The 13,282-nt window shown below is 71.5% G+C and carries 13 protein-coding genes; 2 read left to right on the forward strand and 11 right to left on the reverse strand.

Translation table 11 applies throughout. The annotated features are described in order from the left end of the window. Nucleotides 1–94: 94 nt before the first annotated feature. The 6 genes from AB0H87_RS01160 to AB0H87_RS01185 form a co-directional block, all read right to left on the reverse strand. Entirely contained in the window at nucleotides 95–682 is a 588-nt protein-coding gene (locus tag AB0H87_RS01160; RefSeq protein WP_360137576.1) for a TMEM165/GDT1 family protein, read from the reverse strand. Nucleotides 683–867: 185 nt separating this feature from the next. After that, nucleotides 868–1,422 carry a GNAT family N-acetyltransferase gene (locus AB0H87_RS01165; protein WP_360137579.1) on the reverse strand — a complete coding sequence of 185 codons (555 nt, stop codon included), beginning with the start codon at nucleotides 1,420–1,422 and terminating at the stop codon, nucleotides 868–870. Between the two features lie 10 nt (nucleotides 1,423–1,432). After that, nucleotides 1,433–3,376: an ABC transporter ATP-binding protein gene (locus AB0H87_RS01170; protein ID WP_360137757.1), complete on the reverse strand. Its 1,944-nt coding sequence runs from the start codon at nucleotides 3,374–3,376 to the stop codon at nucleotides 1,433–1,435. A 167-nt stretch (nucleotides 3,377–3,543) separates the two neighbouring features. Further along, on the reverse strand, nucleotides 3,544–5,277 hold the full coding sequence (locus AB0H87_RS01175; protein ID WP_360137582.1) for an ABC transporter ATP-binding protein: 1,734 nt from the start codon (nucleotides 5,275–5,277) through the stop codon (nucleotides 3,544–3,546). Further along, nucleotides 5,271–5,891, reverse strand: coding sequence for a TetR/AcrR family transcriptional regulator (locus AB0H87_RS01180; protein ID WP_360137760.1), 621 nt, complete (start codon nucleotides 5,889–5,891; stop codon nucleotides 5,271–5,273). The genes AB0H87_RS01175 and AB0H87_RS01180 overlap by 7 nt, the downstream gene beginning before the upstream one ends. An 82-nt stretch (nucleotides 5,892–5,973) precedes the next feature. Continuing rightward, on the reverse strand, nucleotides 5,974–6,336 hold the full coding sequence (locus AB0H87_RS01185; RefSeq protein ID WP_360137585.1) for an STAS domain-containing protein: 363 nt from the start codon (nucleotides 6,334–6,336) through the stop codon (nucleotides 5,974–5,976). A gap of 285 nt (nucleotides 6,337–6,621) precedes the next feature. On the opposite strand from AB0H87_RS01185, the gene AB0H87_RS01190 reads away from it, so the two are divergent. After that, nucleotides 6,622–8,223, forward strand: a complete 1,602-nt coding sequence (locus tag AB0H87_RS01190) for a PP2C family protein-serine/threonine phosphatase (protein ID WP_360137588.1) — start codon at nucleotides 6,622–6,624, stop codon at nucleotides 8,221–8,223. 5 nt (nucleotides 8,224–8,228) lie between these two features. Then, complete coding sequence (locus AB0H87_RS01195) at nucleotides 8,229–9,221, forward strand: cobalamin B12-binding domain-containing protein (RefSeq protein ID WP_360137763.1); 993 nt, start codon at nucleotides 8,229–8,231, stop codon at nucleotides 9,219–9,221. A 52-nt stretch (nucleotides 9,222–9,273) separates the two neighbouring features. Here AB0H87_RS01195 and AB0H87_RS01200 read toward each other — a convergent pair whose 3' ends face one another. The 5 genes from AB0H87_RS01200 to AB0H87_RS01220 form a co-directional block, all read right to left on the reverse strand. Beyond that, entirely contained in the window at nucleotides 9,274–9,483 is a 210-nt protein-coding gene (locus AB0H87_RS01200) for a hypothetical protein (RefSeq protein ID WP_360137591.1), read from the reverse strand. Then, nucleotides 9,480–10,229, reverse strand: coding sequence for a DUF998 domain-containing protein (locus tag AB0H87_RS01205; protein WP_360137594.1), 750 nt, complete (start codon nucleotides 10,227–10,229; stop codon nucleotides 9,480–9,482). The genes AB0H87_RS01200 and AB0H87_RS01205 overlap by 4 nt, the downstream gene beginning before the upstream one ends. 143 nt (nucleotides 10,230–10,372) lie before the next feature. After that, nucleotides 10,373–11,500, reverse strand: a complete 1,128-nt coding sequence (locus tag AB0H87_RS01210) for an ATP-dependent DNA ligase (RefSeq protein WP_360137597.1) — start codon at nucleotides 11,498–11,500, stop codon at nucleotides 10,373–10,375. 67 nt (nucleotides 11,501–11,567) lie between these two features. Then, complete coding sequence (locus tag AB0H87_RS01215; protein ID WP_360137600.1) at nucleotides 11,568–12,917, reverse strand: hypothetical protein; 1,350 nt, start codon at nucleotides 12,915–12,917, stop codon at nucleotides 11,568–11,570. Further along, nucleotides 12,910–13,272, reverse strand: a complete 363-nt coding sequence (locus AB0H87_RS01220) for a hypothetical protein (RefSeq protein WP_360137603.1) — start codon at nucleotides 13,270–13,272, stop codon at nucleotides 12,910–12,912. The genes AB0H87_RS01215 and AB0H87_RS01220 overlap by 8 nt, the downstream gene beginning before the upstream one ends. Between the last annotated feature and the right edge of the window lie 10 nt (nucleotides 13,273–13,282).

Genomic DNA, 13,282 nt, shown 5'->3' on the forward strand with positions numbered 1-13,282 from the left:
CCCAGTTCGCCAGGCTTTGCTCTGCATCCATATACGCACCGCAGGTCAGCGGGGGTGGTGCGTATATGGATGCAGAGCAAAGCCGCTGGCAACCTCAGACCAGCTCGACCAGCGCGTCCACGATCAGCCAGATGCCGAAGATCACGAACAGGGCCGCCGCGCCCCACTTGATGGCCTTCTCCGGCAGGCGCTTGCCGAGCATGCGGCCCACCAGGATCGCCAGGGCGTCCGCGGCGACCATGCCGATCGTCGAGCCGACCCAGACGCCGAACCAGCCGTGCTGGGTGGCCAGCGTGATCGTCGCCAGCATGGTCTTGTCGCCCAGCTCGGCGAGGAAGAACGCGCCGCCGACCGCCAGCACCGCCGAGCGCTGCGAGCGCTGGGCCTTCGACTTCTCCTCCTCGGTCAGCGAGTCGCCCCGCAACGTCCAGGCCGCGAAGGCCAGGAACGCGACGCCGGCGGCGAGCCCGATCCAGCCCGTTGGCAGCGTCGCGCCCAGGCCGTAGCCGACCGCCACCGAGACCAGGTGGACCACGGCCGTGGCGACGGTGATGCCGATCAGCACGGTCAGGGCGCGATATCTGGTGGCGAACGTCATCGCCATCAGCTGGGACTTGTCGCCGAGCTCAGCGACGAAGATGACGCCGAAACTGAGCACGAGGGCGGCAAGAAAGCCTCCCACTTTGGTTCCTCCCCGGGTGCGGTCACCGGGTCGAGGAAAGCGCGAGACTTCGACCCGGCAATTGGTCATTGCCGTAGCCGAAGGTCTCGCTCACCTCAGGAAGCCTGAGGTCGGGTGGCCGGGCGCCGAGGCGCCAGTGTGTCGACCACCGCGTTGGGAGCTACTCCCCTTCGCAGAGGCCCACGTTACTGGGTGAGGACCCAGATCGGAAGATCGTCCAGGTGTGTGCTGCCGCTCACCCGCCAGCCGGCACGCTCGTACATGGCGACGTTGTTCTCGTTGGTCGTCTCGAGGTAGGCCGGCAGCCCCGCCGCGGCGGCCGCGGCCAGCCCGGGCTTCATCACCTCGCGGGCGAGCCGGCGACCCGCGTGTGACGGGTGGGTCGCGAGCACACCGAGGTACCAGAACGGCTCCCGGCGCGGGAAGAAGCCCTGCACGGCGCGGTGGTAGTCGTCGAGCCGGGCCAGCGCCTCGTCGGAGACCGCCAGCTTGGGCTCCTCGCCGGACCACCCGCCGGGCGCGTCCCACATCGCGAGCGACCTGCCGCCGGAGATCACCCAGGTGGTGCCCGGCGCGACCCGCTGGTCGAAGAGGTGCCCGGCGAACTCCGCCGCCTCGGCGTCGCGGGTCACCGGGTCCCGGAAGAAGTAGCGGAACGCCGGATCTAGGTCGAACGCGGCGACGACGGTCTCGACCACCTGTCGGCGGTCGGCCGCCGTCGCCCGTTCCACGTGAATCATGCGAGCGACCCTAGCGCTGGGCCGGTGCCCCCGCGAGCGCGATTCCCGGACCTTCATCCAGATCGACCGCCGCCTGGGTGAACTGCGCGTCGTGCAGGCGCCGGTACGCACCATTGGCGGCGAGCAGTTCCTCGTGCGTGCCCTGCTCGACGATCCGGCCCCGCTCCATCACCAGGATCAGGTGCGCGTCGCGGATCGTGGAGAGCCGGTGCGCGATCACGAAGCTCGTCCGGTCGGAGCGCAGCGCCGCCATCGCGCGTTGCAGCAACGCCTCCGTGCGCGTGTCGACCGAACTGGTCGCCTCGTCCAGGATCAGCAGCGACGGGTCGGCCAGGAACGCCCGCGCGATCGTGATGAGCTGCCGCTCGCCGGCGCTGACGTTGCTGCCCTCCTCGTCGATCACCGTGTCGTAGCCGTCCGGCAGGCTGCGCACGAACCGGTCCACGAACGTCGCCTCGGCCGCCGCGTGGATCTCGGCCTCGGTGGCGGACGGGTTCCCGTACGCGATGTTCTCTCGGATCGTGCCCCCGAACAGCCAGGTGTCCTGCAACACCATGCCGATCTCACCCCGGAGCGTCGAGCGCTCCATGGTCGTGATGTCGACCCCGTCGAGCGTGATCCGCCCGCCGTCGAGCTCGTAGAACCGCATGATCAGGTTGACCAGCGTGGTCTTGCCGGCCCCCGTCGGCCCGACAATCGCCACCGTGTGCCCGGGCTCGGCGACCAGCGACAGGTCGTCGATCAACGGGGTGTCCGGCGTGTAGCGGAACGAGACGTGCTCGAACTCGACCCGCCCGTGCGGCTGGCGCACCTCGACCGCGGGCGACGGGTCCGGCACCTGCTCGTCCGCGTCCAGCAGGTCGAACACGCGCTCGGCCGACGCGACACCGGACTGCAGCAGGTTGGCCATCGACGCGACCTGGGTCAGCGGCTGGGTGAACTGGCGCGAGTACTGGATGAACGCCTGCACGTCGCCCAGCGTCATCGTGCCCGAGGCGACCCGCAGGCCGCCGAGCACCGCGATGACCGCGTAGCTCAGGTTCCCGATGAAGAACATCGCCGGCATGATGATCCCGGAGATGAACTGCGCGCCGAACGCGGCCTTGAACAGCTGGTCGTTCTTCTGCTCGAAGTCGGCTTCCACCTCGCGCTGCCGGCCGAACACCTTGACCAGCTCGTGGCCCGTGAAGGCCTCCTCGATGTGCGCGTTGAGCCGGCCGGTGTGCGTCCACTGCGCGATGAACTTCTTCTGCGACCGCTTGCCGATCTGTTGGGTGACGATGACCGACAGCGGCACCGCGACGAGCGCGACCAGAGCCAGCAGCGGCGAGATCACGAACATCAGCGTGACCACGCCGATCACCGTGAGCAGCGAGGTCAGGAGCTGACTCAGCGTCTGCGACAGGCTCTGCGAGACGTTGTCGATGTCGTTGGTGACCCGGCTGAGCAGCTCGCCGCGCGGCTGCTTGTCGAAGTACGGCAGCGGCAGCCGGTTGAGCTTGTCCTCGACGTCGGCGCGCAGCTTGCGCGTCGCGCTCTGCACGACTCCGTTGAGCACCCAGCCCTGCAGCCAGCCCAGCGCGCTGGCCACCACGTAGATGCCGAGCACCAGCAGCAGGATCTGGCCGAGCCGGTGGAAGTCGATGCCCACACCCGGGATCGGCCGCGTCTTGAGCAGCAGGTCGGCGAAGTTGTTCTGGCCGGCGGCCCGGGCGGCCGCGGCCGCCTGCTCGAGCGTGGTGCCGGCGGGCAGCTTGCGGCCGAGCACGCCGCGGAAGATGACGTCGGTGGCGTGGCCGAGGATCTTCGGCCCGATCACCGACAGCGCCACGCTGGCAACGGCCAACAAGATGACGATCAACAACTGCCCGCGGTACGGCGTGAGCCGGCGCAACAGGCGCTTGGCCGATGGCACGAACGTCATCGACTTCTCGGTCGGCATGCCGGCGCTCATCCACGGTGGTCCACCACCGGCGGGCCGCCGTCCCGCGGCCGGCAGCCGGCCGGGAGTCGTCTTGGTGCCGGTGCCCGCACCGCCGCCCGCGGCCGTGCCCGTGCCGTCGCCGGCGTTCGCGCCGGGCGCGTTGCTGGCGCCGCTGGAGGTGCCGTTGGTCGGTGTGGTCATGCGGCGGCTCCCACCGTGAGCTGCGACTCGACGATCTCCGCGTACGTCGGGCAGGTTTCCAACAGGTCGGCGTGCCGGCCGCGGCCGACGACCGCGCCGTCCTCCAGCACGATGATTTCGTCGGCGTCGATGATCGTGGACACCCGCTGTGCCACCACGACCACGGCCGCGTCGGCCGTCACCGGCCGGAGTGCGGCCCGCAGGCGGGCGTCGGTGCCGAGGTCGAGTGCGGAGAACGAGTCGTCGAACAGGTAGATCTCCGGCTTGCGGACCAGTGCCCGGGCGATGGCCAGGCGTTGCCGCTGGCCACCGGAGACGTTGGTGCCGCCCTGGGCGATCGGCGCGTCGAGCCCCTCGGGCATCTCCGAGACGAAGTCCCTGGCCTGCGCCACCTCGAGCGCGGCCCACAGCTCCTCGTCGGAGGCGTCCGGGTTGCCGTAGCGCAGGTTGCTCGCCACCGTGCCGGTGAACAGGTAGGGCCGTTGCGGCACCAGCCCGATCTTGCTCCACAGCAGGTCGGCGTCGAGCTCGCGGACGTCGACACCGTCGACGAGCACGGCACCGGACGTCACGTCGAACAGCCGCGGCGCCATGGAGATCAGCGTGGTCTTGCCGGCGCCCGTACTCCCGATGATGGCCGTCGTCCTGCCCGCCGACGCGACCAGGTCGATGTCGCGCAGCACGGGTGCGGCGGCACCGGGGTACTGGAAGGTGACGCCGCGGAACTCCAGCCGCGCCCGCTCGCTCACGGCCGTGACCGGGTCGGCCGCGGGCACGACGGTGCTGTCGGTGTCGAGCACCTCGGTGATCCGCTCGGCGGCCACCGCGGCGCGCGGCACCATGATCATCATGAACGTGGCCATCATGACCGACATGAGGATCAGCACCAGATAGTTGAGGAACGCGGTCAGCGCGCCGATCTCGATCTGGCCGGAGTCGACCCGGCTGGCGCCGAACCAGAGCACGCCGACGCTCGACACGTTGAGCACGAGCATCACGGTCGGGAAGATCAGCGCCATCAGCCGGCCGGCCCGCAGGGCGGTAAGCGTGAGCTGGCCGTTGGCGTCGTCGAACCGGTCGGTCTCGTAGGGCTCCCGGACGAACGCGCGGACCACGCGTACACCGGTGATCTGCTCCCGGAGCACGCGGTTGACCACGTCGATGCGGGTCTGCATGCGGCGGAACGTCGGGACCATCCGGCGGATGATCAGGCCGATCGCGATCGCCAGCACCGGCACGCAGACGAGCATCAGCCAGGACAGGCCGGCGTCCTCGCGCAGGGCGAGGATCACGCCGCCGACCGCGGTGATCGGCGCGGTGACCAGCAACGTGCAGCTCATCACGACGAGCATCTGCACCTGCTGGGTGTCGTTGGTGGTGCGGGTGATCAGCGACGGTGCGCCGAAGTGGTTGACCTCGCGGGCCGAGAACATGCCGACCCGGTGGAAGATCGCGCCGCGGACGTCGCGGCCGAAGCTCATCGCGGTGCGCGCACCGAAGTAGACGGCGCAGATCGAACAGGCGATCTGCACGACCGTCACGGCCAGCATCCAGCCGCCGATGCGCACGATGTAGCCGGTGTCGCCGAGCGCGATGCCCTTGTCGATGATGTCGGCGTTGAGGCTGGGCAGGTAGAGCGAGGCCATCGTGCCGACGAACTGGAAGGCGACGACCGCCAACAGCGGTTTCGAGTACGGGCGCAGATAGCGCCGCAGAAGTTTGATCAGCAACTTTCCCCCGGGTTGCTTTCGGTCTCCGGCCTGCGCAGCACGCCGTCGAGCAGGACGGAGACGACCTCTTCGGTGGTCATCGGGTGGTTGTCGGTGATGATGCGGTGCGTGCCGGCGAAGGTGATCAGGCGGAGCATCCGCGCGACCTCGGGTGCCGGCATCCGGAACTTGTCCTCGTCGGGCGCGACGAGGCGTTCCACCGCCTCGAGCATCGGCTGGTGGCTCGGCCGCTCCTCGGGCTTGTGGTGCTGCGGGCCGTCCATCCGCAGCGCCGACATCACCGCGAACGCCGTCTCGAGCCGCTTGCGCAGGATGTCGACCGCCTGCGCCAGCCGGTCGCGGATCGGCAGGTCGAGGTCGATGCCGTTGAGGGCCGCCACGGTCGGCATCGGGTCGAGGACCGTCGCGATGGCCTCGCGGACCAGGCTCTCCTTGTCGGGGAAGACACGGAAGATCGTGCCCTCCGCGACACCGGCGGCCTCGGCGATCTGCTTCGTCGTGACCTTGGTGCCGTGCTGGACGACAAGGGGCAGCGTGGCCGCGACCAGGGCGGCGCGGCGCTCCTCGGGCGGCAGGGGGCGGGCCCGGCCCCCGGTGGTGGCGGTCGACGTCATCACGCCGGAAGGTTAACTGAGTGAGTCACTCACTCACAACCGAATTAAGGATGTTACGCCGGAGGCGAAACCAGGCTTCTGATCAGGCGGTGGCGGCGTCGGATGCGGCGCGCGGAGCCGGACGGGCGAGCAGTTCACCCACGCCGGTGATGTCGAGGATCGAGGTCAGGAACGGCGGCGCCGACCGGAGTGCGACCGGGACGCCGGCATCCTGGCCACGCCGCCAGGCGTGCACCAGCACGGCCAGGCCGGTGCTGTCGATGAAGGTCAGCCGTTCGACGTCGACGGTCAAGGTGGCCGGGCCGCGGTCGAGCGCGGTCGTCAGCGCCAGCCGCAGCACGTCGGCACAGGGAAAGTCGAGATCACCGCGGACCGTGACCACGGTGTCGTCGCCATCTTCGACGTCGACCACGAGGGGCGCCGGGTCCGGTATCAGCCGACTCACCGTGCCACCTCCTCTTCGACGGATCCACTCTAGGGCACCCGCGTCCGGGCCGCCTGTTCAGACGAGGTCGTACGGTCGATCGGGTGATCAGGCCGCCGCCCGATCACATGCCGCATGACAAACATGCGCGTAGGGTGGGTTGGCCAAGGCCAACCGATCAGGGGGAAGTCGACGCACGTGAGCACCGCCGACGTCGCAGGCTCGGAGTCGGGCGGTCGCCCGGTCCCGACCGCAGCGGCGCCCGACTGGTCCGCCGGCACTCCGCCGGGGCACCGTCGACCCTCCGTGCTCGCACCGCTGTCCGCCCCGGACGCGCTGCTCGACAACTTCCGCGAGGGCGTGGTCGTCACCGACCCCGCGGGCGTGGTCCGCGAGTTCAGCGAGCCCGCGCTGCGGCTGATGCCGGGGCTCACGCCCGGCCGTACCCTCGCGGGTTGCGGCATCGCGGCGCTCACCGTCGGCGAACAGACCATCGGCGGGCGGCGGGTGCGTTGCCGCCGCGTCGACCTCACGGTCAGCGGCGCGACCAGCATCGCCTGGTACGTCGAAGACGTCACCGACGCCGTCGCGCGCTCCGACGCCCTGCTCGCCGAGCGCGGCCGGGCCCGCTTCCTCGCGATGGCCAGCCAGAAGCTCGGCAACCCGCTGCACGAGGACCGGGCGGCCCGGGCGGCCGTGCGGCTCGCCGTGCCGACGCTCGGTGAGGTCGCCGTCGTCGTGCTGGCACCCCGGCGCGGCCGGGCCCGCTGGTGGCGGGCCGTCGGCGGCGACGCCGACGCGGCCGCGGTGGTCGACGGCGGCGTGCTGCCCGCCGACGAGCTGCCGCCCGCGGTCGAACAGGCCTTGCGTGGCGAGGAGCCCTCCGAGGCCGACTGGCTCGCCGACCAGTTCGCCGGCGCGGGCTGGCTGGGCACCCGGGACCCGGACCGCGTCACGGTCCGGGGCGTGACCCTGCCCGGCAGCGCGTCCGCGACCGGTGCACTGCTCGTCGCCCGCGGCGCCGACCTCGACGAGCACGACATGCAGATGCTGCGTGGCTTCGCGGCCCGGGCGGGCGCGGCGCTCGACGCCGCCGTGCTCTACCGCGACCAGGCCGAGGTGGCCGAGACGCTGCAGAACAGCCTCGCGCCGACGGAGCCGCCCAGCGTCGGCGGCGTGCAGTGGGGCGCCGCGTACCGGCCGGCGCAGAGCTCCCTGCGGATCGGCGGCGACTTCTACGGCGCACACGAGCTGCCCGAGGGCGGCGCGCTGTTCTACCTCGGCGACGTGTCCGGCAAGGGCGTCGACGCCGCGGTGTTCACCGGCCAGATCCGGCAGGGCCTGCAGGCGCTCCGGCGGATCGAGTCCGACCCGGCACGGCTGCTGACCCTGCTCAACGACTCCGTGCTGGAGACCACCCGGGCGCACGGGCACGGCCGGTTCGCGACGATGGTGCTGGGGCGGGCGAACCCCGTACACGGTGGCGGTCTGTCCCTCACCCTGGCCAGCGGTGGTCACCTGCCGCCGGTCGTGTTGCGCGCGGACGGCGCGGTGGAGACCGTCGACCTGCGCGGCATGCTGGTCGGGGTGGTGCCCGACCCGCGGATCGCCGCGGTCAACGTGCAGCTCGCGGCGGGGGAGACCTGCCTGCTGTTCAGCGACGGCGTGACCGAGGCGCGCGGCGGTGTGCGGGGCGAGCAGTTCGGCACGGCGCGGCTCGTCGACGCGCTCGCCGGTTGCCAGCGGATGCCGGCGCCGGCCCTGGCCGAGCGGGTCGAGCAGGTGATCGGTGACTGGCTCGGTGGCCGCAACCACGACGACATCGCGGTGTTCGCGGTGCGGGCGGTCTCGCCCGGGTCGCCCGCGCGGCACCTGCACGCCGTACCCGATCGGCTGGAGGCTTCGTGACCGCGGTGCTCGACCCGACCGTCGACAGCGCCTACCCGGACTATCTGCGTTGCCTCGACGACGCCGACGAACACGGCGCGATCGACGTCGCGCTCGCCCTGCTCGACGCCGGCGTGCCGGCCGACCGGGTGCTGCTCGGGCTGGTCGCGCCCGCGCAGGCGCAGGTGGGCGAGTGGTGGGCGCGCAACGAGTGGAGCGTGGCCCAGGAGCACGCGGCGACGCACGTCAGCGAGCGGGTGGTGGCGGCGGTGGCCGCGACCGTCCGGCCGCGGCCGTCGCGGGAGCGGGTCGTGGTCGCGTGCCTCGACGGTGAATGGCACGCGCTGCCGGCCCGGCTGGTCGCCGAGGTGCTGCGGCTCGACGGTTGGGACGTCACCTTCCTCGGTGCCAGCGTGCCGTCGCCGCACCTCGTGTCGTACCTGCACCGGCACGATCCGCGGGCCGTGCTGTTGGCGTGCGCGTTGCCGATGCGGTTGCCGCACGCGTTCCGGGCGATCGAGGCCTGCCGGCGCACGGACGTGCCCGTGGTGGTCGGCGGGCGCGGGTTCGGGTCGGACGGCCGGTGGGCGCGCAAGCTCGGGGTTGCCTGGGCCGCCGACGCGCGAGCGGCGTCGACCCTGCTCGCGGCGCCTTCGCTGGACGTGGCGACAGCGGACTCGTTGGTCGACGACACCGAGTACGCGGGGCTCGTGGCCGCCCGGGTCGAGCTGATCGACCTGGCGCTCGAGCGGTTGGATCTGGGGCGGTACTCGCCGGCCCAGATCGACGCGACGGTCGCCGACCTGGGCTACATCGTCGACTCGTTGGCCGCGGCGGTCTACGTCGACGACGCGTCGCTGTTCGGTGAGTTCGTGAGCTGGATGTCGACGGTGCTGGCCAGCCGCCGGGTGCCCCTGCACACCGTGGGGCTGACCTTCGACGTCATGGCCGACCGGCTGCGGGACTTTCCGCGGGCGCGGGGTTTCCTGCAGGTGGCCGCTCTGCCGCTGGCCGCCTGAGGCCGCACAGACGAAAGATCCCGGCGTTCCCGCCGGGATCTTCGTCGGTCGTCTATTCGGCTGCCTCTTCCGAGGTCCGGCGTTCGATCTCCTCCGGATCTTCCTGCCGGACGACGGAGGCCTCGGTGGCTTCGGGCTCTTCCTCCCGGATGTCCGATTCCATCAGGATCGCTTCCGCCTGTTCCTGGAAGTCGTCGCTGCCTACCGCTTCCTCTTCGGGGAGCGGGTGTTCGGCCCGGGACTGGCTGCGGTCGTCGGTCATGCCTCCGCGTTACCCCTCGGTCCGCCGCCGCTAACCGCCCCGACCAGGGCGTCCTCGCGGCGCTCGCGGATCGCCGGCTGCTCGACCGGGTAGCTGGTGGCGATGTCGGTCGCCAGGTGGCCCTTCCGGGCCCGGCGGGCGGCGCGCAGGATGCCGATCGAGATGACCGTGAGGATGGTGATCTCGATGGCGACCAGGCCACGCTCGACGAGGCCCATCATGACCCGCTCGCCCGGGAACGCGACGTACCAGAGCGCGCCGATCCCGACCACGCAGCTCACGCAGAGCCAGCGGACGGTCGAGGCGAGCCGGTCGCCGAGCCCGGCGAACCGGGCCGCGATGAGCGCGGCGGCGATCGGCAGGGCGACGAACGCGGCCACCGAGGTGTAGCGGTGGACGAGTGCGGCGGTCGACATCGTCGGCATCCCGGGCGGATCGGTCGGGACGATCGCGGCGACGAGCAGACCCGCGGACCAGATCGACAGCAGTACGGTCGGCAGACCGCGGACGGCGGCGCCGACCGCCTTGAGCCCGGCGAGCAGCGCGGGCGCCGCTATCGCGAGCGCGACCATCGCTATCTCGATGGTCACGCCCCGGTTCGACAGCGCGTAGTCGCTGATCGTCAGCTCAAGGGGGTCGTACCCCGGCCCCAGTCCGATGTGTCCGACCACCGTGGCCACGACGGCGGTGACCAGTCCAAGCATCGACACGGTTCCGAAAACGCGGGCGGCGGTGGTTTTCTTCATGCCATCAAGGCTTCCGGCCGCGCCGTTTTCCCGATATCGGGAAGCGCCCGGGTGCACCCCTCGAATCGTGCCCTGACGAACGTGGGGGGATTGACCTGGCCTACCGCTCAGGGTCGGGAAAACCCCACCTAGGTTGCTGCGGCCTACGCCTCCGGGGTGATCCGGCCGGCCAGAACGTCGGCGACGTCGAAGCGTACGGGCTGGTCCAGCTGGTCATAGCCGCAGGACTGCGGGTCTCGGTCGGGGCGCCACCGGACGAACTGGGCGGTGTGCCGGAACCGGTGACCCTCAAGGTGGTCGTAGCGCACCTCGACCACCCGCTCGGGTCGCAGCGGCACGAACGAGAGGTCCTTCTCGGGGTTCCACCGACTGGCGTTGGAGTCCCGCCGGAGCTCGGTGCCCGCGAAGGCCGCGGCCCAGTTCCAGGGGTGGTTGGCGAAGTCGGTGACCAGCGGCTGCAGCTCGGCGTAGAGCTCCTTGCGGCGGGCCATCGGGAACGCCCCGATCACACCGACGGAGCTGAGGTTGGTGCCGCCGCTGTGCTCCCGCCAGGCCGCCGGCAGCATCGGGTTGGCCGGATCGTCGTAGAGCCCGAGCAGCAGGGACCCGATCGCCTCGGGCTCGCTCTTGTGCAGGCGGTAGCCGGCAACGACACAGTCCGCGGTCCGCTCGTGCTTGATCTTCGTCATGACCCGCTTGTTGGGCTGGTAGACCTCGTCACCACTCTTGGCGATGAGACCGTCCAGACCGGCACCCTCGAACAGGTCGAACCACCGCCGCGCGACCGCCCGGTCGGTGGTGATCGGCGTGAGGTGAACCGGCGGCCGCGCGTCCTGCAGCGCCCGCTCGAGCGCGGCCCGCCGCTCGTGGAACGGCCGCCCGGTGTAGTCGTCGTCGCCGAGCGCCAGCAGGTCGAACGCGATGAAGCTCGCCGGCGTCTGCTCAGCGAGGAGCTTGACCCGGCTCGCCGCCGGATGCAGCCGCAGCTGCAGAGCCCCGAAGTCGAGCCCCTGCGTGTCGGTGCTGGCGATCACGATCTCGCCGTCGACCACGCACCGGGGCGGCAGGCTCTCCTTGACGGCGGCGACGATCTCGGGAAAGTAGCGGGTCATGGGCCGCTCGTTGCGGCTACCGACCTCGACCTCGTCGCCGTCCCGGAACACGATCGACCGGAACCCGTCCCACTTGGGCTCGTAGAACCGATCATCCGGAATCTCCGCCACGGACTTGGCCAACATCGGCTGCACGGGCGGCATGACGGGCAGTTGCACACCCTCATTGTGGCGCGCGGGTCCGACAGTTAAGTCGTGGTCGGGCGTTGCGAAGGCCCGCGACCAGTTAGTTTGTGCCTAGGACCGGCGGTGGGACGTCGCCCGAGTCGCGCCAGACGAGGTCGTCTTCCGTCAGCCACGTCGAGTGTTCGTCGGTTTCGTCCTCGTGCGGCTGGTTGGCGCGCGAGCCCGCCGCAGCCTGCGACCGTGCCCCCGACGTCGTGTTGCGCCCCGCCTCCGGGTTCGTCGGTGTGCCTTGGCGCGACCCACTCCGCGGCCCGGCCGCGCTGTTGTTCCCTGCACCCGGGCGGCCGGCGGCCGACTGGCTGCCGTTGACCGAGGTCGTGCGCCCACCCGCCCCCCGCGGCCCGGTCGCCGACTGGCCCGAGGTCGGCGACGGCTTCACCGTGTTGGCGCCCTTCGGGCCCGACGCCGCCGTCGTCGAACCGCCGGTGCCGACATTGCCGGGATTGCCCGCGCCCAGCACGCCGCCCGGCGGCAGGCCGCCGGAGGTCAGGCCCGTGCCCACGACGCCCGACGGGTTGGGCACCCCGCCGACCTGCGACAGCGCGCCGGCCGTGCCGATCACCCCGGCGCCGGCCGCGATCGCGCCGTCGCCGCTGCCCGTGAGCTGCGAGCCGACCTGTGTGCCGGCGCCGACCGTGCCCGGGCCCGTCGTCGACGGACCGCCGGTCAGGCCCGGGTCAGCGGCCACGTGCGCCGGGTTGTCGATCGAGCCCGTGCGGCCCGAACCCGCCGGGCCGGTGCCCCGCGACACCGCGGGCGCACCCACCGCCGGGCCACCGCGCGGCGTCGAGCGCCGGTTGGGGTCGCCCTCCGGTAGGCCCGTCGGCGGCGCCGGGAACGGCCGCCAATCTGACCGGTCGGCCACCTCATAGGAGGTCGCGACGCCGGCCACCAGCGCGGCCATCCGCTGCCGGGCGCGTTCCTTCTCTTCCTCGTCCTGGTTGTGGCCCATGAAGCCACCGACGATCGCGCCACCGAGCGCGCCCACTGGGCCGGCGATCGCGCCCTTGCCCGCGCCGCTGGCGACGCCGCTCCACATCTTGTCGTTGTCGTCGTGTTCCTCGGGCGTCTCCGCCTTGGCCTGTGCGTCGGCCAGGGCCGCGCTCATCTGGCTCAGCCCGCTGTGTGTCGCGAGGAAGTTGCCGGAGAGCTGGCGCGAGAACGTCGCGATCTTGCCCACCCGGTCGCGGAACTCGGTGCCCGCGGCGCCTTCCCAGCCCGCCAGCACCCGCTCGAGGTCGCTGTCGATCGTGCCGGCGAGCGTGTCGGCCTGGCGTTCGGCGGACTTCCACGCCGCGACCGTGTTCTCGACCTCGCAGGGCACGCCCGCGAACAGCTGGTCGTAGAGCTCCCGGTGGCTCATCCCCGCGTAGCGGCCCCCGTCACCCATTGCTCGAACCCCCCAGTGCCTGCTGGACCCCGCCGAGCGCGTTGGCGATGTCGGCGGAGTTCGCCGCGTTGCGCGCCTCGGTCGTGCGGTAGTTGCTCATGATCGTGTCGGTCGCCTTCTGCGCCGCGCGGATGGCGTCGATCAGCCGGCGTACGCGGGCGACCTGCTCGTCCTGGCGGGTGTCATGCGCGTCGGTGAACCGCCTGGCGTCGACGAACCCGCCCAGCGGCGGCCGTGCGGCGGCCGAGCCGGTCACGGTCTTGAGCAGCGTCTCGGCCTCCGTCAGGCGCGCGTCGAGCGCCTTGCGGAAGTCTTCCAGCGAGAGAATATCGACCTTGGTCTGTTCGTTCCCCATCGATCAGATG

This window comes from Asanoa sp. NPDC050611 (assembly GCF_040654855.1).
Classification (GTDB): Bacteria; Actinomycetota; Actinomycetes; order Mycobacteriales; family Micromonosporaceae; genus Asanoa.

Bases quoted from the DNA above. Each gene is read 5' to 3' on its own strand.
- AB0H87_RS01165 (WP_360137579.1), bottom strand. From the start codon at position 1,422: ATGATTCACGTGGAACGGGCGACGGCGGCCGACCGCCGACAGGTGGTC.
- AB0H87_RS01170 (WP_360137757.1), bottom strand. From the start codon at position 3,376: ATGAGCGCCGGCATGCCGACCGAGAAGTCGATGACGTTCGTGCCATCG.
- AB0H87_RS01180 (WP_360137760.1), bottom strand. From the start codon at position 5,891: ATGACGTCGACCGCCACCACCGGGGGCCGGGCCCGCCCCCTGCCGCCC.
- AB0H87_RS01200 (WP_360137591.1), bottom strand. From the start codon at position 9,483: ATGACCGACGACCGCAGCCAGTCCCGGGCCGAACACCCGCTCCCCGAA.
- AB0H87_RS01205 (WP_360137594.1), bottom strand. From the start codon at position 10,229: ATGAAGAAAACCACCGCCGCCCGCGTTTTCGGAACCGTGTCGATGCTT.
- AB0H87_RS01215 (WP_360137600.1), bottom strand. From the start codon at position 12,917: ATGGGTGACGGGGGCCGCTACGCGGGGATGAGCCACCGGGAGCTCTAC.
- AB0H87_RS01220 (WP_360137603.1), bottom strand. From the start codon at position 13,272: ATGGGGAACGAACAGACCAAGGTCGATATTCTCTCGCTGGAAGACTTC.